Source organism: uncultured Microbulbifer sp. (assembly GCF_947498635.1).
Lineage (GTDB): Bacteria > Pseudomonadota > Gammaproteobacteria > Pseudomonadales > Cellvibrionaceae > Microbulbifer > Microbulbifer echini.
The window spans coordinates 81,640-102,934 of the sequence record NZ_CANMKV010000004.1; the positions used below are offsets into that span (position 1 = coordinate 81,640).

The following is a 21,295-nucleotide window of genomic DNA, read 5'->3' on the forward strand; positions in this document are numbered from 1 at the left end:
CAGGTAATTTGCGACTCCACAGGCATTTTCCTCGCGGCACTTCCTAGCGATTGATTAAATCAGAGACTGGATCTCTGGGCATTCTCAGAGACATCAGAAAATACAGAATTTTGTTTTTGTCATCGTCACTGAGGTTGTTGAAATTTTGGGCCGCATAACCGGCTTCGCTACCGGGATTATCGTGCAGCAGAATAGCTTCAACCAGGGTGAGTGCCCGGCCATCGTGCATATAGGGCGCCGTATCCGCAACCCCCCATAAGCGCGCGGTGATAAATTCCCTGTTTTGCACTTCATCCTGGAAGAAGGCTGTTTCAGCCAGCGCTATACCCATATCATGTCGCTTGAGATCTGAGAACATCTGGACTTCAATTCCAGCCCCAAAAATGGACTTGAAGATCGTGGGTGGTTTGCTCAGGTCCACCTCATAGAAGGTATCTTCGAAGGGAGTGTGTGGGGAGCCGGTTAGTTTAAAAGGTAACTTTCTGCGTTCCGTCGTCATAACGGGACGATGACAGTCGGCGCAGCCTATCTCATTGAATAACCTGAAACCGTTAGTGTTTTTTGAGGACTCTATTTGGAATGGGCGATCCAGAGTCGCAACAAAGATACTGAGTGCAGAGAGATCGCCGACAGAGATTTCATTGGTGACGCCATCTTTATCAAAATCGGCATCCGCGCCACCAAACTTCTCCGTCGCCTGCATCCCCATATGGAAGACCAGGGCGTTTAAACCAAACTCACGGGCTGAGGCATTATCCCCTTTCCTGCCAAAAGGTCGCACGACTAAGTCTTCATCGACACCTTGAACATTGCTGGTGTCCAGGTTGCCATGCTCATCAGCAGCGATAGTGCCAAAATTAACGGATTTTGTATCCAGGTTGACAATCACTCCGGGGTTGTCCAGGGCATACTGCTTGAGATGCTGAAGATCTTCGGTCATTTCCCTAGCCACTAATTCGATGCCCCCAGAACCAAATAAAAAGAGGGGGTTGATCAGGCGACCGTTATATTCGGCAGTCCCATCGAAGTCTTCGTCAATCACATCGATATTTACCGGACGAAGCATTGCACTGGTGCTAAAGCCACCACCGCCGCCAATACCGAGGGTGGCTGGCACTGTGCGGTTGCTGACGATGCTATGGCACTCGAGGCAGTTTTGAGAATCGAGTCCATTTACCCTCAGGTAGGTGCCATTGCCCTGTAAGGTTGGCCTGTTGCCGGACTCGGCCGAGTTATTATCTGGCTCGGAGCTGTCGTGCTCGCCATCCCCATAACCATCCTGGCGATTAAATGGGGTGCTAAAGATAAGCAGTCCAGCTTTGCGAATTTCATCCAGGGTCAGCTCGCCCTCGACTATCTGCCCTTGAGTAATTCTGTCTTCCGGGGCTAAGCGGGGGCCTTCTCCCGCCAGGTTGGCGAAGAGTAGGGTGGGTGATAGCAGGCCGACAACGACAACCGAATTCATTAGAGTCAGCTTCATATGAGCATCCTAATTCAATGCTTTACATCAATAGATCCTGATCTTCACTGGCGGCGTCCATTCCATTTTTTTAAATATAGGTAGTTTTTCTTAGGGATATGACGACAAGTGGCGCCTATTACATCTTATCGGTGTTTAAACGATAGGATCTCCTGGGCGCCGGCTCTTTTATTCCATTCGTTGCCTATCATTGTGTTTTGATAACTCTCAATGGCCTGTGGGAAATGGCAGGGTATTTCGCCGATACTGCAGCTACAGAAGGTAAAAATGAGCGAGTTGCGTAAGAAGTTCTTTACCAAACCTCTTCTGAACATTATTAAGAGGGTTTTGCCGCCAATTTCTCAAACTGAGCGTGAGGCCATGGAGGCCGGTGAAGTTTGGTGGGATGCCCAGTTACTATCGGGCAAGCCAGACTGGAAGCAACTACTGGATATGGGCCCGCCGGAACTGAATGAGGAGGAGCAGGCCTTCGTGGATGGCCCCGCCGAAGAACTCTGTAAGATGGTGAACGACTGGCAGATCAGTTTTGTCGATCACGATATCCCTGAGCATGTTTGGGCCTTTCTGCGCAAGAACCGCTTCTTTGGAATCATTATCCCCAAAAAATACGGCGGCCTCGGCTTTTCCCCTACTGCGCATGCTGAAATTGTCACCAAAATTTCTACACGCAGTAACACTGTGGGGGTGACGGTCATGGTGCCCAACTCGCTGGGACCGGGGGAGTTGTTACTAGCCCACGGGACCCAGGAGCAGAAGGATTTTTATTTGCCTAGGCTCGCCGATGGCACTGATATTCCCTGTTTTGCCCTCACCAGCCCCCAGGCGGGCTCCGATGCCGCATCCATGATTGATCGCGGTGAGGTCTGCTATGGAGAGCACAAAGGGGAGAAGGTCCTGGGTATGCGTGTCAATTGGCATAAGCGCTACATCACCCTGGGGCCAGTGGCCACTATATTGGGGCTCGCTTTCAAGCTCTACGATCCAGAGCATATCCTCGGTGATAAAGAGGAACTGGGGATCACAGTGGCTTTGGTACCTACTGATACCGAGGGCGTTACTATCGGCCAGCGCCACCTTCCCGCCATGCAGTCGTTCCAGAATGGCCCCAACTGGGGCAAGGACGTCTTTATTCCCATGGAGTGGATTATCGGCGGCCAGGACAATGTCGGGAAGGGGTGGGAAATGCTGATGAGTGCCCTGGCGGCGGGACGGGGTATTTCCCTACCCTCACTCTCCACTGGCGGCGCGAAAATGGCGGCCAGGGCCACTGGTGCTTATGCGCGTATTCGCGAGCAATTTAATATGCCCGTGGGGCGTTTCGAAGGGGTTCAGCGGCGTTTGGCAGAGATTGCCGCTATCGCCTTTGTGCTCGATAGCGCTCACAAAACTACCACCAGGGCGCTGGATGATGGGCTCAAGCCGGCAGTGATTACCGCAATCATGAAAGCCAGTGCTACGGGTGGGCTGCGCCAGGCGATCGATGATGCTATGGATATTCATGCGGGCAAGGCGATAATGGACGGCCCGATGAACTACCTGGGCAATGCCTATCGCGCGGTGCCTGTGGCGATTACGGTGGAGGGGGCCAACCTCTTGACTCGCAGCTTGATGATCTTTGGTCAGGGGGCAATACGCTGTCACCCGTATCTACTCGATGAAATGCTCGCGGCGGAAAATCCCGATGAAGAGGAGGGCCTGGAGCAACTGGATAACCTTCTCCCGAAGCATATGTGGTTCCAGATCAAGACCTTGTTTCGGGGCGTATTCCACGGGTGGACAGTGGGGCTCTTTGCCAGTAGTCCTCGCAATGTGGGCGGCGCAGCCAAGTATTTCCGCCAAATTAATCGCTATTCCGCTGTGCTTACGCTAGTGACAGAATTCTCCCTGATGACACTGGGGGGGGAATTAAAAAGAAAAGAACTGATTTCTTCCCGCCTTGGCGATGTGCTTAGTCAGTTGTACTTGCTCAGTTGCACGCTCAAGCGTTTCTATGACGATGGAAACCCCAAGGATGATTTGCCGCTGTTGGAGTTCGCTATGCGCGATGGCTTGTACAAAATTGAAGTTGAACTCCTGGAGGTTTTTCACAATTTTCCGCGCCCATTTTTTGGTCAGTTGATGCACTTCCTGACCATGCCTTGGGGGCATAGTATCCATACCGCATCGGACCGTCAGGCACGGGCCTGTGCCGAACTGTTGTTGAACCCGTCCAAAACCCGGGACCGCCTCACTCGTGGTGTCTTCCTCGGTAACCCCGGCGATGGAATTGATATCGTTGAGCAGGCTTTCAACAAGGTGTGCGCCTCTGAGCGCGCGCGGCAAAAACTGAAGAAAGGTGGTATACGCACTCTTAGCCGCGAGTCTGTGGAGGAGGGGTTACAGCGTAACTTGATCAGCGATGAGGAAGCGGGTGCATTGCGAGAGGCCGCAGATGCAGTGGACAAGGCTATTCAGGTGGATCATTTTGATCACTTAGGAGAGGAGGCGGGAAAAATCGAATAGCCTTGCCTGGGAAGCCAGATATCAATGGGAGCACCCCTCAGCAAAGTCCCGCAGCGCTTTACCAGTGTCGATAAGTGCATCGATACACTTTTGCAAAAAGTCGGCAAAAAAATTGTACTGGGATTGCCCCTGGGGCTGGGCAAGGCCAACCACTTCGTTAACGCTCTCTATGCACGCGCAGCCACCGACCCCTCTATTTCCCTCACTATATTCACTGCACTGACTCTTGAGCGCCCCAGGGGTAGCAGCGACATCATGCGTCGTTTCGTGCAACCGTTACTGGATCGTCTCTACAGCCACTACCAGGATCTGGGTTATGTGCAGGCGCGTAGCAAGGGGCAGCTTCCGAAAAATATTGAGGTGATCGAATTTTTTATGGAACCCGGCGCACTGCTGGGCAACCGCTACGCGCAGCAACACTATATCAGTGCAAATTATACTCAGGTGCCCGCGGATCTTTTGCGCGGGGGGGTTAATGTTATTGCGCAGATGGTGTCACCTTCGCCAGAAGGGGGTAAATACAGTTTGAGCTGTAACCCAGATCTGACTTTGCCACTTTTAAAAATGGCGGAAGAGCGCAAAGAGCCGCCTCTGCTTTTACTGGGTGAGGTCAATCCCCAGTTGCCTTACATGGTCGGTAGTAGTGAACTTGCTGAAGCGGAGTTCGATTTTTTGCTCGAAGGGGAAGCCTTCGATACCCCCCTTTTTGCGGCGCCCGCGATGCCGGTGAGCTTTACCGAATACGCGATCGCTTTCCATGTCGCCAGCCTGATCGCCGATGGTGGGACTTTGCAAGTGGGCATCGGGGCGCTGGGCGATGCAGTTTGCCATGCACTGCGCTTGCGACAGACAGAGAATGCGCTCTACACGCGACTACTTGAATCGCTCAGCGGAGTACGCCTCGCCGCTTACCGGGAAAACCTACCCCTGCAAAAAGTACCGTTTCAACAGGGGCTTTATGGAGCCAGTGAAATGGTTCCCCATGGCTTTTTGCATCTGCGCAGGGCGGGAATTCTGATCCGTGAAGTTTTTGGGGATAGGGCATTACAGGAGCTGCTCGACTCTGATGCTATTACCCACACCGTCAATGAGGAAACCCTGCTTGCGCTAAAAAAATGTGGCCGTATCCACTGCCCGCTCACCCCGGAGGATACGAAGTTCTTGCAGCGCTTTGGCATTGTCGATGAGAGCTATAGTTGGCGCGGCCACAAGTTACTGACACCGGATGGCGAGGAGGAGGAGTGCGACCTCCACAGTGAGCACGGCCGCCGGCGCCTCATCGGTGGCTGCCTGAATCAGAAGCTGAAGGGTGGCATTTGGCTTCATGGCGGTTTTTACCTCGGCCCTGAAGTGATGTACCGGGAATTGCGTGACCTGGCTCCAGCAGAGCGGGCCGGTATCGATATGACGTCAATCGAGTTCACCAATGACCTACACGATCAGTTGGCGCTGAAACAGGCCCAGAGAAAACATGCGCGTTTTGTCAACTCTGCCATGATGGTCACCCTCGGCGGGGCGGTCGTTTCCGATGGATTGGTGGACAATCAAGTAGTGAGTGGTGTCGGCGGGCAGTACAATTTTGTGGCCCAAGCTTTCGCCCTGTCCGGTGCTCGTTCGATTATTGCGCTGCCCAGTACTCGCGTTCGCGATGGAACCTGTGAGAGTAATATTGTGTGGGAATACCCCCACACAACCATACCCAGGCACCTGCGCGATATTGTGGTTACCGAATACGGAGCGGTGGATCTGCGCGGTAAAACAGACCGGGATGTAATGGTCTCGATGCTGAGTATTTGCGATGCGCAATTCCAGGCGGTATTGCTGGAGCAGGCAAAACATGCGGGCAAGATCGAAAAAGACTTTAATATTCCCGCTGAGTTTAATCAAAATACGCCGGAACATATTGCCGAAACTTTCTCTGATGAGAAATCTCTAGCGATGTTGCCTTACTATCCTCTGGGGACCGATTTTACCGATGACGAGGGGCTGCTTGCCGTTGCGTTACAGCAGCTGCGGGCGGCAGATCGCAGCTGGTGGCGAATGCTGGTAGCGGTGATCAAAGGGCGCAAGGTCTGGCGCGACAAATCTGATAAATTGACGTACCTACAGCGCTGCCTGGAACGAATGGGTTGTGATCATCCTGCCACTTATGAGCATCGGCTGGAGGCCTATATGATTGCCGCCGCGTTGTATCAGTATATCGATCCCCGTCGCCCCCTCAGTTGGGAGTAAGCGGTTATTTGTTTTTCTGATCCTGTTGTCGCAGCTGGGCCTGAATGGCAGTGAGCGCAATGGTGTAAACAATATCGTCGACTAAAGCACCGCGGGAAAGGTCATTCACCGGTTTGCGCAGCCCCTGCAGCATGGGACCAATACTGACTAAATCTGCACTGCGCTGCACCGCTTTATAAGTGGTATTGCCGGTATTCAGATCGGGGAAAATAAACACAGTCGCATGCCCGGCTACAGGGCTGTCCGGCGCTTTTTGTTCGGCCACATTTTCTATCAGTGCCGCATCGTATTGCAGCGGTCCATCAATTATCAATTCCGGTCTTCTTTGTCTGGCAATTTGGGTGGCTTCACGGACTTTATCTACGTCGGAGCCTGTTCCCGACGTGCCGGTGGAGTAACTGATCATCGCCACGCGCGGTTCGATACCAAACGCCGCAGCGGAGTCCGCCGACTGTATCGCGATCGAGGCCAGCTGGCGCGCATTGGGATCTGGATTAATGGCGCAGTCCCCGTAAACCAATACTTGATCGGGCAGAAGCATAAAGAAAATCGACGATACCAATTCCTCACCCGGTGCCGCCTTGATTAATTGCAGGGCGGGGCGGATGGTATTGGCTGTGGTGTGAATAGCGCCCGATACCAATCCATCTACCTCGTCCAGTGCCAGCATCATGGTGCCCAGCACCACATTGTCCCGGAGCTGCTCTTTGGCAACCACTTGGGTGAGCCCTTTACTTTTACGCAGAGTCACCATCGGCTCTATATAGTTCTCACGCACATCCTCTGGGTTGATGATCTCAACGTTGTTATTGAGTTTCAGGCCCTGTTGCTCAGCCACTCTTCCAATGGTTTCGGGCCTCCCCAACAATACGGGCTTTGCAATATCGCGATCTGTACAGGCCAGAGCGGCTCTGATGGTGCGGGGCTCTTCCCCCTCCGGCAGAACAATCCGTTTTGGGGCGCGTCGGGCCAGTTCCGTTAGGTGGTAGCGAAAAGCTGGGGGCGCTATACGGCGCGGGCGCTGAGAAATTTGGGTGAGGGATTTCACCCAATCGTTATCCAGGTGGCTGGCGAAGAAGTCTTGCACCCTGTTTATCCGCTCGCGGTCATCAGCGGGCGTGCGCAGGTTAAAGCTTTGCAGGTCCATGACGGTACGCCAGGTATTGGACTCGACCAGTAGGACTGGCAGGCCGGTCTCCATGGCTGGGGTACAAAGCTTGTGTACACCGGGATCGAGTCGAAAACCCCCAGTCAGGAGCAGGCAACCAATTTTCACTCCGTTCATTGCTGCCAGGCAGGCTCCTGTTACCACATCGGGTCTATCGGCCGATGAGACCAACATGGCTCCCGATGTGAAACGGTGAAGCATATTGGCGAGTGATCGCGAGCAGAAAGTCACACTGTGCAAGCGGCGGCTTTCGAGCTCTCCGCGATTGATCATCTGCGCATCGAAGTGCCGAACGAGATCCAGGGCGCGAGGGGCTAGAAGCTTTGCATTCCAGGGTATAGCACCAACAATCCGCAACGGTATCTGGCGGTACAGCGCCTTGCGGTCGATGGCGGCAGCGGGGGGCTCCTGCTGGGCGCCCACAGAGATAAAATGCGCACCCGGTGGGTCAGATACGCGAGTGGGTGCGTCCAGTTTATTGAGAATGCAGCCCACTACCGGGTTGGATGGGCCCCGGCCAAATAAACGCATCGCAAATTGCAGGCGCTCTTTTAGCTGGTGAATATCCCCTGCATGGGGGCTGGCCACCAAAATCACTTCCGCATCCAAGGTCTTGGCCACCTGGCAGTTCAGCTGGTCGGAGAACTGGTTTAGCCCACTGGGTAAGAGACCCTCCACCACAATCACTTCCGCTGCCTGAAAGCTGCTGCGGTAGAGGCGCAATATCTTCTCCAGCAATTCTGTAGTCTCTCCCGCTGCAATCATGCTTTCCGCTTGCTGTGCACTGAAAGAGCGGGGAATTTTTAAGCTGGTCGTTTGCCGCAATATCTCTGTGGTTCTCTCGATTGTGCCATCGCGGGAAGGGGGCTCACTCACGGGTTTGAAAAACTGAATTTCCGCTCTGTTACGCTCAAGTGCCCTTATCAGGCCCAGACTTACCGAGGTGATTCCGACACTGATATCAAGAGGAACCAGCATGAGACTGCGTGCGTTGTGCGACATTCTTATTGCGCCTTGGCCGCGAGGCGGGCGGTGTCGCGGGCGATTACCCAATCTTCCCGAGTGGGAATGACAAAAATATCCGGTGTTCCGATTCTGGAAATTCTTCCCTCCGCCCCAAAGCGGATTTTTTCGTTACGCTCGGCATCCAGCTGATAGCCCAGTGGAGAGAGCCAGTCTATGGTTTTGCGCCGCACCCAGCTGGAGTTCTCGCCGATGCCACCGGTGAATACCAGGGCATCGAGCCTTTTGAGCGGTACTGTATAGGCGGCGATATATTTGGCCAGTCGGTAGCAGAATATATTCAACGCCAAGCGTGCTCCAGCATGCCCCTTAGCCATGGCTTCTTCCAGTTCGCGACAATCATTACTCAGCTCAGAAATCCCCAGAAGCCCACTTTTGCGGTTTAGGAGAAGCTCGAGTTCCGCTAAGGAGTAGTCTAACGCCTCGCCCAGGTGCAGTAGCAGGCCGGGGTCCAAGTCCCCGCAACGGCTGCCCATCACCAGCCCCTCTAGTGGGGTCAGCCCCATGCTGGTATCCAGGCTTTGCCCGCCTTTAATGGCGCATATGGAGGCGCCATTGCCAAGGTGCGCGGAAATGATGTTGACCTTATCGGTGGGCGTCTTCAGCAATTGAGCGCCGCGTTCGGCAATAGAGCGATGACTACTGCCGTGCATGCCGTAGCGGCGGATATGGTGGTCCCGGTAGAGGCTGTAGGGCAGGGCGTATAAATAGGCGTAGTCCGGCATACTTTGGTGAAAGGCGGTATCGAATACCGCCACTTGTGGCAGTTGCGGGAAGGCTGTTAACGAGGCCTGTATTCCTTGCAGGGCAGCGGGATTGTGTAGCGGCGCCAGTTCACAGCAGTTGCGAATAGCCGATAGGACCTTTGTATTGATCAGAGCGGAGTCGGCAAAGTGCTCACCGCCGTGGACCACTCTGTGACCTATGGCCATAAGGCGTTCTCGAAGGTGAGACCAGGATTCAGCAAAGCGCCCCACCAAGGCCTCGATAATGCTTTCGCAGTCATCGGTGGGGGAGAGCTGCTCGTCTCCCTCCTCATTGTGCTGACGCCATTTCAGTCTTGCGGCAGAGGTGCCCAGGGCTTCGGCCTGGCCATATAAGAATTCTGCGCCATCCGCGGGGTCAATGGCGGAGAACTTCAGCGAGGAGCTGCCGCAGTTGAGGATCAATACAAGGCTTGGGCCGGGCATAGGCTATGCACACTCCAGCAGATATAACCTAAGGCTAGCCAATTTGTCGTAAAAATCTTCAGAAAGGGGCTTTGCGGAGAAACAAAAAAGGGCCTCGATTGCGGCCCGAATTCAAAGTGCAGAGATTAAAGCGCAGTTTGCAATAACTGTTCTTCTTCAGCGGAACCATAAACCGCTGGCCGGTTTGGCCAAGGGGGGAGTTCCTGAAGAAAAAGGCGGCTCACGCCGCCTTGAATCTACCTATAAGGTATAAGAGCGTACTTAGCCGAACTGGTTCATGGTGTTGTCTTTACCAGAAGCTTTCAGGGCAGCTTCACCGGCAAAGTATTCTTTGTGGTCGTCACCGATATCGGAACCGGCCATGTTCTGGTGTTTAACGCAAGCGATACCCTGACGGATTTCCTTGCGCTGTACACCTTTCACGTAGCCCAGCATGCCTTGCTCACCGAAGTACTCTTTGGCCAGGTTGTCGGTGGACAGGGCCGCAGTGTGGTAAGTGGGCAGGGTGATCAGGTGGTGGAAGATACCCGCTTCACGGGCAGCATCTGCCTGGAAGGTCCGGATCTTCTCATCAGCCGCGGCAGACAGCTCGGAGTCATCGTACTCAGCGCTCATCAGGTTGGCGCGGTCGTAGGCGGAGACATCTTTGCCTTGTTCAGCCCAGGCATCGAATACCTGCTGGCGGAAGTTCAGGGTCCAGTTAAAGGACGGGCTGTTGTTGTAAACCAGCTTCGCATCGGGAACGACTTTGCGGATCTCGTCCATCATGCCGCCGATTTGGCGAACGTGAGGCTTCTCGGTTTCGATCCAAATAAGATCAGCACCGTTTTGCAGGGAGGTGATGCTGTCCAGGATGCAGCGCGCTTCACCGGTACCTTTGCGGAATTGGAACAGGTTGGAAGGCAGACGCTTAGGACGCAGCAGCTTACCTTCGCGGTTGATGACAACGTCGCCATTGGCCAGGTCGGAAGGTGCGATTTCTTCGCAATCCAGGAAGGCGTTGTACTGGTCGCCCAGGTCGCCCGGCTCTTTGGTCACGGCGATTTGCTTGGTCAGGCCGGCACCCAGGGAGTCGGTACGGGCAACGATCACGCCGTTATCTACACCCAGCTCCAGGAACGCGTAACGTACCGCGCGGATCTTGGCGAGGAAGTCTTCGTGGGGAACGGTTACTTTACCGTCCTGGTGGCCACACTGCTTCTCATCGGAAACCTGGTTTTCGATCTGGATACAGCAAGCCCCCGCTTCGATCATCTGCTTGGCCATCAGGTAAGTGGCTTCCGCGTTACCGAAACCGGCATCGATATCGGCGATGATGGGTACAACGTGGGTCTTGTGGTTGTCGATCTTGTCTTGAGCCGCTTTCTCGGCAGCTTTGTCACCGGCGTCGCGGGCGGCGTCCAGCTCGCGGAACAGGTCGTTCAGCTCGCGGGCATCGGCCTGGCGCAGGAAGGTGTACAGCTCGTTGATCAGGTTTGCAACAGAGGTCTTCTCGTGCATGGACTGGTCGGGCAGGGGGCCAAATTCGCTGCGCAGAGCGGCGACCATCCAGCCGGACAGGTACAGGTAGCGGCGATCGGTATTGCCTTCGAAGTGCTTCTTAATAGAAATCATCTTCTGTTGGCCGATAAAACCGTGCCAGCAGCCCAGAGACTGGGTGTACTTGGAGGTGTCCTTGTCGTAGTTCTCCATGTCTGCACGCATGATATTGGCCGTGTACTTGGCAATATCCAGGCCGTTCTTGAATTTGTTCTGGGCGCGCATGCGGGCGACGGATTCGGGATCGATGGCGTCCCAAGAGCCGCTCTTGCTGTCACGGAGCTTAGCTACCGCGTCGATGTCTTGATTGTAAGTGGACATGACAGTGTTTCCTTAAAACGGTGACTGCGATTAGGTGTTGAGTATCTTAGGAGGAGTGGCATAATTTGCCTAATTTATTGATTTTATTTTCACTATCGATTTGGCAAATGTTGTATGCAACTGGAAAGAGCTGACCTGAACCTGCTGGTGTACCTAGATGTGCTATTACGTGAGCGCAATGTCACCCGCGCGGCTAACTACCTTGGGCTGTCCCAACCCGCTATGAGCAATGGCCTCAAACGCTTGCGTGAACTTTTTGACGACCCCCTACTGGTGCGCACCCGAGAGGGAATGATGCCCACAGAGCGCGCACTGGAACTCCAGCCGATGGTGCGCGAGGCGCTATCCAGCATCGATCGGGTGATTCAGCCCAACCGGGATTTCGATCCCGCTAATACCCGTCGAACGTTTCGAATTATGGCCAGTGACTATGCGGAATCCACATTGATTCCACCATTGCTCAAGCAGCTGCGGGATAACGCACCGGGCATTAGTCTGGATATCATGACCCCCAGCGATGTGAGTTTTGTGGATGTGGAGCAGGGCAAGGTGGATATGGTCATCAATCGCTTCGACAGCATGCCGCAGAGCTTCCACCAGGCGACGGTATGGCGTGACAGCTTCTCCTGTATCATGCGGGCAGATAACCCAATTCTCGAAGACTACAATCTGCAAAGTTATTTAAAGGCCCAGCATATCTGGGTGAGCAAGACCGGAATGGGCGTTGGTGTGGGGGTTAACCCGGAGGATGTACAGCGCCTTGGCTGGGTGGATGAAGCCATCGGGCAGTTGGGGGAAAAGCGGGATATTTCGGTGTTCACCCGACATTATCAAGTGGCCATGCTGCTGGCGGAGCAGAGCGACTTGATCGTAACAGTACCCACCCGCCTGGCTCAGCTTGCCAGTGATAACCCCAGAGTGGTGCGCCGGGACCCACCACTGGATATTCCACCGCTGGAGCTGAAAATGGCTTGGAGTCCGCTTTTACAGCAGAGCGCGCCACACCGCTGGTTGCGCCGCCTGATCCTGGATATTGGCCGAGCCCTGTAAGTGACCAGCGGGTAAGCGGGCATGTGTCTTGCCGATGAATGGTTAGTTCTTCGAATGAAGTTTCATGCGCCATCCGCATTCATAAAAATTTGATCTATGAATAGTGGAAATTGTGTCTATAAATTAGCGGTATGCCGAAATGGCTGTTTAGAATGCCGTAATTCCAACAATCAGTGAGAGGCCCAGGGTATGACGGAACGCGTCCAAATCGGTGATTTACAAATCGCACCAGAGCTTTACAACCTGGTTTGCGAGGAGGTGACTCCAGGAACCGGGGTTGATGCCGAGAAATTTTGGGCTGGACTCGATGCGATCGTTCGCGACTTGGCTCCGGTAAATCGCTCTCTACTGCAGAAGCGCGATGAGCTCCAGGAAACCCTGGATCGCTGGCACAGCGACAACCCGAAAGGTTTCCGTGACTTGGAAGGTTATCAGTCATTCTTGCGTGAAATTGGTTACCTGGTGGATGAGCCAGCTGATTTCGGTGCCTCCACGGAAAATGTGGATGAAGAAATCGCCACTCTAGCCGGCCCACAGCTGGTTGTGCCGGTGATGAATGCTCGCTATGCACTCAATGCCGCTAACGCCCGTTGGGGAAGCCTCTACGACGCCCTTTATGGCACTGATGTGATCAGTGAAGAGGGTGGTGCTGAAAAGGGCAGTGAATACAATCCGGTGCGCGGCGCCAAGGTCATTGAGTACGCGCGCAGCTTCCTCGACCAGTCTGCTCCGCTGACTTGTGGCAGTCATAAAGAGGCCGTTCAGTACCGTATCAATGGCTCTTTGCTGGAAGTCGTTCAGGCCAATGGCGATATCGCCACCCTAAAAGATGGCAAGCAATTTGCTGGCTACCTCGGTGATAGCGAAGAGCCCACCAGCATTCTGCTCAAGCAGCACGGCCTCCATTTTGAAATTCAGGTGGATCGCGAGAGCCCCATTGGTAAGACCGACGACGCCGGTATTAAAGACGTATTGATGGAGTCTGCGCTGACCACCATCATGGACTGTGAGGATTCCGTAGCCGCTGTGGACGCGGAGGATAAGGTTGTGGTTTACCGCAACTGGCTCGGTCTTATGCGGGGTGACCTAAAGGAAACCATCAATAAAGGTGGTAAGGCTTTCGAGCGCAGGCTCAATGCCGATCGCGAATATATCACCCCGAATGGCAATCAGCTTACGCTACCGGGCCGCAGCTTAATGTTTGTGCGCAACGTCGGCCACCTGATGACCAACGATGCGGTTTTGTATGGGGATGGCCAGGAGATTCCTGAAGGCATTCTCGACGGCATGATCACCAGCCTGATTTCCCTGCACGATCTACGCGGCAATAATGCGATCAAGAACTCCCGTGAGGGCAGTATCTATATCGTTAAGCCGAAGATGCACGGCCCGGATGAGGTGGCTTTCGCCAACACTCTGTTTAACCGTATCGAGGATGTCCTCGGGCTACCCCGCTATACAGTGAAGATGGGCATCATGGATGAGGAGCGCCGCACTACGGTGAACCTTAAGGCCTGTATCGCTGAAGCGAAGGAACGCGTGGTGTTTATTAACACTGGTTTCCTGGATCGCACCGGTGATGAAATCCACACCTCCATGCTTGCCGGGCCCATGATTCGCAAGGGCGATATGAAGCAGTCCGCCTGGATCAACGCCTACGAAGAGTGGAATGTCGATGTAGGTCTTAACAGCGGTCTCAAGGGCAGAGCGCAAATTGGCAAAGGCATGTGGCCAATTCCTGATCAGATGTCAGCTATGATGCACGCCAAGCTCGCGCATCCTATGGCCGGCGCGAATACGGCCTGGGTTCCATCCCCCACAGCAGCCACCCTGCACGCACTGCACTACCACAAGGTAGATGTGAACCGCCGCCAGGAAGAAATTCAGTATCGCCACCACGCCAAGCTGGAAGATATTCTCACGGTCCCTGTAGCTGAAGATACAAATTGGAGTGCCAAAGAAATCCAGCTGGAACTCGACAATAATGCCCAGGGAATCCTCGGCTACGTAGTACGCTGGGTAGAGCAGGGTGTGGGTTGCTCCAAGGTCCCGGATATTAATGATGTTGGTCTAATGGAAGACCGCGCAACTTTGCGAATTTCCTCTCAACATATTGCCAATTGGCTCAAGCATGGCATCGCTACGGAGAAGCAGGTGCGTGAAACCATGGAGCGTATGGCCGCCGTAGTCGATCGCCAGAATGCTGGGGATGCGAATTACAACAATATGGCTCCTGACTTCGATAAGAGTGTCGCCTTCCAGGCAGCCTGTGAGCTGGTGTTTGAAGGTTACGCGCAGCCGAATGGCTACACCGAGCCGGTACTGCATCGCCGTAGACGCGAGTTTAAGGCTTTGAATGCATGATTGTTGAGCGGATTGAGTATTAAAAAGGCCCCGAAAGGGGTCTTTTTTTGTTGATAAATGTCAATTCTTCGGAAGTTCTTTCAATATCTCAGCCTGGGAAATCTGTATTGTGTTTGTAGAGTTCAAGCAAAATTCATGTTTTGTATGGGCATAGAAAAATCAATACCTTATAGGCACGGGGTTTATCTCACTGGCAATAGAGCGGCTAATGATGGACTGAACCATCGTGGCACATGATCTTTTTGCTTCGTAAAGGGGGGGTTGTCAACAGCAGTTTACGGCGATTATATTTAATAAAGAGTGATGATGAGAAAAATAATCGTTGTCTTATTTGTGATTGTAAATTCTGGGTGTGTTTCTGACGACCCAAAATTAAAAAGTGAGCAATCGGCCATATAGAATTCAATAGGGGTACATAAGCTCTGGCTGGTGCCAGAAAGAAAATATGGAACTGTTAAAGAGGTTAGTGTGGCCGATTGTTCTAGAGCTCCATGTGGGGGAAACTGTGGGGTAATTCAGAAAAAGCTATCGAACCTTAAAGGCAAAAGTGGCTGCTTAGGCGTGGATGCACTTGTTGAAACAAACTGTTCAGCTGCCCCGTTAGTGAATAGTTACTGGGTGGCACAAGTTTGCTCTGGTATTGCTGGGAAGTGGTCGGATATATAATTAGATTATATTTAGTTAAATATGTTGTGTGTATTTTTTGAGAGGGTACAGTATCTTTCCTCGAAAGAATGCGCGACACGAGCTAGCAGTTATAACGACTTTGCAGGTTGGGATGTGCCATTCGAATAGCTGAATAAGATGACGCAATACACGGCTTGATAATTGGTTTATGTAACTAGAGGTCTCCTTATAGTGTTTAAAACCTTTTCTTTGTTATATGTGATGGCACTCCGTGGCTTCGAATATATTGTGATTGTCAAATTACTGCTTTCTAAAAGGAGTAGATATTAAAGTTTCATATGATTTTTTTGGTTATGACGCATAATTAAGCAATCGATACTCTTTGCCACAGTTTTATTTTCCTGCCCTTCTATATGCCATACTCCCTTTTGGCAATTCACCATAAATTTATGACATATATGTCTTTCTGCGCCAAAGAATAAATAGGCGTTACTGAGGTATCCAAATATATAGTCGGAGAGAGTCTTGCATCTATCTCGTAATGCGAAAGAGTCGATCAAACTCGCAGCGGCCCTGGTGATTGTTTATGCCATTGCGATGGGGCTCAATTGGGAGAAGCCTTTTTGGGGCGGGTTTGCCGTTATTGTATGTAGCCAGGCTAATTTAGGGCAATCCTTAAACCGCGCCATTTTGTGGATACTTGGGACTCTTTTTGCGCTAGTAGGTGGGTGGTTAATAGTCGCATTATTCCCCCAGGATCGTTGGCTGTTTATGATTGCCCTCTCTATTTGGGTTGCTACCTGCGTTTATCTCTTACAGAGGTCTAGGCATCAGTATTTTTGGGTGACGTGTGGCTATGTCATTTTACTGTTGTGGGATGCCACTGGCGGGGATTTGTCCATTTCCTACGAAGAGGGTATTTTACGTGTTCAAGAATCATTGCTGGGGATTGTCGTTTACGGCCTCATAGCGGTGCTGATATGGCCTAATTGCAGCCGAGAGGCGTTGCGCAAAGCCTCTATTGTGCTTTTAGCCAGGCAGAGACTATTTGCAGCTGGTTGTTTTACCCGAATTAAAAGTCAGGAAAAAGTCATGCTTCATCCTGATAAACGGGTCGAACTATTGAAAGCGGATGCGAGTCTGAGAGCAGCCATTGATGATGCCTGTTCTGATAGCTATGAGATTTGGGAGTGTCGCAAGCAGTGGAATCATTTCGGTTCTCGTGCAACGGCTCTAACACAATCACTCCTGAAGCTGGAAGAAAGTCTAGCTCTTTCTAACGAATTAGGAGTTGCAGAATTTTTTCCCGGAGTAAATGATTATATTGATGATATACAGTGCCGTTTAAATGAGATAAAGCTGACAGTTGATGAAGGTGTTCTGGCTAATATGCCAAAGGAAAGGTGTATTCAAGGCGATATCGATAAAATAAAGGCATTGTCTACATCCCAAACTGCAGCTTTGGCCATTACTAAGCAATCGTTAAATGACCTTGAAGTGGAGTCGAGGTCATTAATAGATTCTGTGAATGATATTCAGGTAATGGGGGACTCTTATTTAAAATTTCCGAGTGAAGATGGGGCATATTGGCTTGGCCTGCTTATGCCGGACCCAGATAGGCTCGCTAATGTTGTTCGTGTAATTGTTGGTCTATGGATTTCATATCTGGCATACCTATTTGTTCCGGGTATGCTTGGTGGGTTATTGGTTGTGTTGCTAATTACGGTTATTGCAATAATTGCAGCCCTCAGTCCGCAAATTAGATTGTTTGAAACTTGCTTTTATACCATTATCGTTTGTTTGTTATCTGCACCGATGTATTTTGTTCTTATGCCCAAGCTGCAAGGGTTTTACTCCCTGGGGATAATGATATTTGTTTGGAGCTTTATTGTTTGTTATCTGGCCAATAGGGCTTTTGGTGCTCAGTCAATGATAAGGACGTTGGTGCTGATTTTTCCGCAAATCATTTTCAATTTCAACGACTATCAAGTCTACAGTTTTGTTGTATACACGAACTATATTTTTGTGTTGGCTATTATTTTTTGTATTTTGGCCGTATCCAGAAATATACCATTTTCTTCACATCCCGAAAGAAATTTCAAAAAAAATGTAGATCGATTTCTCAATAGTGCCGGTTCGCTGGTTGTTCAGGGTGATATCCCAGAGTCTAGAAGGCAATCTTTTTTTTATCGTTTGTATGTTCTGTATCACATCAACATTATTATGGTTTCGCGTAAAAATATACTCTATTGGATGGAGGGTATTGATAAAGGGCGTATTAGGGGGATGTCAAAAGATCAAATGAGAAGCCTTGTTGATTTGTTGATGCTGATCGCAAATCAGGTGAAAATTTTATATAGAGTGGATAGGGGTAAGATGCGCTTCGTGGCCACTAAAAAAATGTTACGAGAAGCCTTTATATGGCGATGCCTTGCTGCGAAGGTGTTTTTTTATCTTTCTGGAAGAAAGAGAGAGATTCATATTGATTCTTTGAGGCGGGGATATAGGAGGGTTTTTGATAGGATCAACATTGAAGTTGGTGAGTTGATGGAATTAAGGGAGAGTGATGAGCGGTCTAAAGAGGGAGTATCTAATTTTTTATATTTCTTAGGGGTTGTTCATTGTATTGATAATTATTTGTCGGATTTATTTCATTTGTCAGAGCTTGTGGATTGGAGCTGTTTTTGTGAGGATCGATGTCTTTGATGGGCGTAGGAATTTGGATGGAGAAAATACCGCATGACATATCATTCGGTGGATTCTATCTTTCCCCAATTCTGGTTTCTGGATTGTTTGGTGTGCTTGCCGCACTGCTCACGGCAAGGTTGTTGGATCGTTACCGCCTCTCAAGATATTTTGCAAATCCTCCGGTTGTTATTATCTCGTTGAGCATTATTTATTCAGTTTTCTTCGGGGCAGTATTTGTGGGGATATAAAAGTGAAGAAATTTAGTAAATATATTCTCACTGGAGGTATTGTTTTTGTTGCTGTGTTGTTGCTGATCTTGCAGTTTTGGAAATACCTCAATAACCCCTGGACTAGGGATGGAACAGTCCAGGCAGATATTATACAGATTACGCCAAGGGTTTCCGGTCAAGTTGTTAAGCTACCAATTAGAGATAACCAGTTCGTTAATGCTGGGGACCTCCTATTCCAGATAGATCCTAGAACCTATGAGGCTGCGCTTGCGGAGGCTAAGGCTCAATATGAGGAAGCGATTGACACTTATAACGCACAAAGAGAAAACATCCTTGCCTATGAAGCCAGAATACGCGAATCCGCGGCGGCAATAGATCAGGCTCAAAGCAATATAAATGCGCTAGAGGCAGACATAATAAAATCCAGGGCAGAATATAAACGCCAACAGGAATTACTTCCGCAGCGTGCTACTTCGGTGAGGTCCTTGCAGGCCGCGCAGGCTGAATACGAATCTTCTGTGGAGTATCGCGCAGGTGCGGAGGCAAGACTCGCTGAATCCTTGGCTTCTCTGGAGCAATCTCAAGCGGAACTGGCCAGAGTTCGGGTACAACTTGGCGCACTTGGTGCTGACAACCCTGGTGTACGCGCTGCTCAAGCTTTAGTGCGTCAAGCGGAGCTTAACCTTGAATATACTAGTGTTACCGCGCCAATTTCCGGCTATGTGACCAACCTTGACTTCCGTTTTGGTGATCAGGCTGTGGCCAACCAACCGGCCCTTTCAATCGTGGATGTTAGTACCTATCGTGTGGAGGGGTACTTTCGCGAAACATTAATTCGCCGTATATCACCTGGGGATCGGGCCATAGTGACATTGATGGCCTATCCATATAGACCATTAAATGGCTTTGTTGAAAGCATTGGTTGGGGTATTGCACAGCAGGATGCAACCGCCGGTAATGATTTACTGCCGAGGGTAGAGCCTACATTCGAGTGGATTCGTCTGGCGCAGCGGATACCGGTAAGAGTTTATTTAATTGATCCCCCTGAATCAGTTGATTTACGTGTTGGTTTTACCAGCTCAGTACTTGTTTTGAGTGGTACTGCGGGCACTGAACAAGATGAAACGGCGAAGAGTCCCTAAGCGCCTAGGCATAAGAATTTTGCGACTGCCAGTAGCTGTTGGTGCCCTTGCTATGTTTGTAATCCATGGTTGTATGTTGGGCCCCGATTACGTGCCTCCACCAGTGAGCGTTGAAGATTCTTGGATTTATGGGGAAGATAAACGTCTAGATAGCCTTGAAGCGATTAACCCTTTGTGGTGGCAAATTGCTTTTTCGGATCCAGTGCTCGATGACTTGGTGGCTCAGGCAATAGAAAATAATTTGGAGTTGAGATCGGCAGCCCTGAGGGCTCTACAGGCCCAGCAGGTTCTAGCCATTGCCGTTGGAAATCAATACCCCCAGGTACAACAACTCGACGGCTTAATTGATCGTTCAAAATATGTTCGGTCAGGCATAACTGGTAACTTACAAAATGAATATTATCTTAATTTTAATCTAACCTGGGAGTTAGATATGTGGGGTCAGCTTAGGCGATTAGTAAATTCTGCTGCAGCTGATTTTGAAGCGAGTTTGGCTGAATACGATGGTCTTCTCGTTTCGATTATCGCCCAAGTGGCTCAGGCGTATATAAATATTCGTACTGTGAAGCGTCGCCTAGAGGTTGCCAGGGAAAATATTCGCACTCAGAGGGAGGGATTGAGGATTGCAGAAGTAAAATTCCGTGCGGGTGAAGTTAGTGCTTTGGATGCAGAGCAGGCTCAGACTTTATTGAGTAATACCGAGGCTACTGTACCTGGATTGGAAATTGCTTTTCAGCAACTTAAAAATTCTCTGGCCATTTTACTTGGAATGCCCCCGCGCAGTCTTAATGAGATACTCTCAGTACGCCCAACAGTACCGCAGGTACCCGCAATTACGAGTATTGGAATGCCGCAAGATCTTCTGCGACAGCGGCCGGATATTCGCCAGGCAGAACGCTTGCTCGCTGCGCAGGGAGAGCTGATTGGTGTGGCAAGAGCAGAACTTTACCCAAACTTTTCCATCGGTGGGTTAATAGGGGCGATTGATATTAGGGGGGGGCAGTTAAATGGTAGAAGTGATGCATGGGATTTATTTCTCGAGTTCGATTGGGATATTTTAAACTATGGAAGACTGCGCAATAATGTGCGCCTGCAGGATGCTACCTTCCAGCAGCTGGTTTCAGATTATCAACAGGTCGTTTTGCAGGCTCAAGTCGATGTGGAAAATGCCATCGTTGCTTATCTTAAGTCCCAGGAGCAACAATTTTTTTACAAAACTGCTGCTATGGCCTCGGAAGAAGCTGTTAATCTCTCTTTGACTCAGTATGTCGATGGGCAGGTTGAATACAATACAGTGATCACTACCCTGATATCCAACCTTCAACAACAGGATATTCTGGTGATAGCACAAGGTGCAGTGGCAGCAAATTTAGTACAGGTATATTTGTCACTCGGTGGAGGTTGGCAGATCCGTGATGGACTGACTCCTTTGGAGCTATTACCGGAAGAGACAATAGAGGATATGCTTTGGCGGACTCACTATTGGGATAAATTCTTGAGTGAATAATTTTGTACCAAGTATTTCCCGGGCTAATCCCGAAAGGTGAGTGTACTCAGTATTTCTAAAGCCTACTCATGCATCATTACTATTGCAGTTAGCTTACTAAATCTATCAAGCCCCGCGTTGATAAAATTTTAGCTGGATATTGACCCTGGAATTCTTTCACATAGGCGTTATGTAGTTTGATTCACTTGCGAAGATGTCTCAGTCATCAATCGAGTTTTTATTTGTCAATGGG

At 50.8% G+C, this 21,295-nt stretch carries 12 protein-coding genes; 8 read left to right on the forward strand and 4 right to left on the reverse strand.

Annotated elements, in window-relative coordinates; all coding sequences use genetic code 11:
* Nucleotides 1-43: 43 nt before the first annotated feature.
* A complete protein-coding gene (locus Q1A69_RS03305) occupies nt 44-1,480 on the reverse strand; it encodes a di-heme oxidoredictase family protein (protein ID WP_299581080.1) in 1,437 nt (478 codons plus the stop codon).
* 267 nt (nt 1,481-1,747) lie between these two features.
* Between Q1A69_RS03305 and Q1A69_RS03310 the strand changes: the two genes are divergently transcribed.
* Nucleotides 1,748-3,982 (forward strand): acyl-CoA dehydrogenase, encoded by a 2,235-nt coding sequence (locus tag Q1A69_RS03310; protein WP_299581083.1) that lies wholly within the window; start codon nt 1,748-1,750, stop codon nt 3,980-3,982.
* Nucleotides 3,983-4,006: 24 nt separating this feature from the next.
* Nucleotides 4,007-6,214, forward strand: a complete 2,208-nt coding sequence (locus Q1A69_RS03315) for an acetyl-CoA hydrolase/transferase C-terminal domain-containing protein (RefSeq protein WP_299581086.1) — start codon at nt 4,007-4,009, stop codon at nt 6,212-6,214.
* A 4-nt stretch (nt 6,215-6,218) separates the two neighbouring features.
* On the opposite strand, the gene pta is transcribed toward Q1A69_RS03315, so the two are convergent.
* From pta to Q1A69_RS03330, 3 genes are all read right to left on the reverse strand, one after another.
* Nucleotides 6,219-8,384, reverse strand: coding sequence for a phosphate acetyltransferase (gene pta / locus Q1A69_RS03320; protein ID WP_299581089.1), 2,166 nt, complete (start codon nt 8,382-8,384; stop codon nt 6,219-6,221).
* A 2-nt stretch (nt 8,385-8,386) separates the two neighbouring features.
* Nucleotides 8,387-9,595 carry an acetate kinase gene (locus tag Q1A69_RS03325; protein ID WP_299581092.1) on the reverse strand — a complete coding sequence of 403 codons (1,209 nt, stop codon included), beginning with the start codon at nt 9,593-9,595 and terminating at the stop codon, nt 8,387-8,389.
* A 261-nt stretch (nt 9,596-9,856) separates the two neighbouring features.
* Nucleotides 9,857-11,455, reverse strand: a complete 1,599-nt coding sequence (locus Q1A69_RS03330; protein WP_299581095.1) for an isocitrate lyase — start codon at nt 11,453-11,455, stop codon at nt 9,857-9,859.
* 114 nt (nt 11,456-11,569) lie between these two features.
* Here Q1A69_RS03330 and Q1A69_RS03335 point away from each other — a divergent pair, with 114 nt between their 5' ends.
* The 6 genes from Q1A69_RS03335 to Q1A69_RS03360 all read left to right on the forward strand — a co-directional run bounded on the left by Q1A69_RS03335 (nt 11,570) and on the right by Q1A69_RS03360 (nt 21,063).
* Nucleotides 11,570-12,505: a LysR family transcriptional regulator gene (locus Q1A69_RS03335; protein ID WP_299581098.1), complete on the forward strand. Its 936-nt coding sequence runs from the start codon at nt 11,570-11,572 to the stop codon at nt 12,503-12,505.
* A gap of 189 nt (nt 12,506-12,694) precedes the next feature.
* Nucleotides 12,695-14,869, forward strand: coding sequence for a malate synthase G (locus Q1A69_RS03340; protein ID WP_299581101.1), 2,175 nt, complete (start codon nt 12,695-12,697; stop codon nt 14,867-14,869).
* Between the two features lie 1,152 nt (nt 14,870-16,021).
* Nucleotides 16,022-18,202, forward strand: a complete 2,181-nt coding sequence (locus tag Q1A69_RS03345) for an FUSC family protein (RefSeq protein WP_299581104.1) — start codon at nt 16,022-16,024, stop codon at nt 18,200-18,202.
* A gap of 17 nt (nt 18,203-18,219) precedes the next feature.
* Complete coding sequence (locus Q1A69_RS03350; RefSeq protein WP_299581107.1) at nt 18,220-18,432, forward strand: DUF1656 domain-containing protein; 213 nt, start codon at nt 18,220-18,222, stop codon at nt 18,430-18,432.
* A gap of 2 nt (nt 18,433-18,434) precedes the next feature.
* Nucleotides 18,435-19,556 carry an HlyD family secretion protein gene (locus Q1A69_RS03355; RefSeq protein WP_299581110.1) on the forward strand — a complete coding sequence of 374 codons (1,122 nt, stop codon included), beginning with the start codon at nt 18,435-18,437 and terminating at the stop codon, nt 19,554-19,556.
* Between the two features lie 52 nt (nt 19,557-19,608).
* Nucleotides 19,609-21,063 carry an efflux transporter outer membrane subunit gene (locus Q1A69_RS03360; RefSeq protein WP_299581235.1) on the forward strand — a complete coding sequence of 485 codons (1,455 nt, stop codon included), beginning with the start codon at nt 19,609-19,611 and terminating at the stop codon, nt 21,061-21,063.
* The last annotated feature ends 232 nt before the right edge of the window (nt 21,064-21,295 follow it).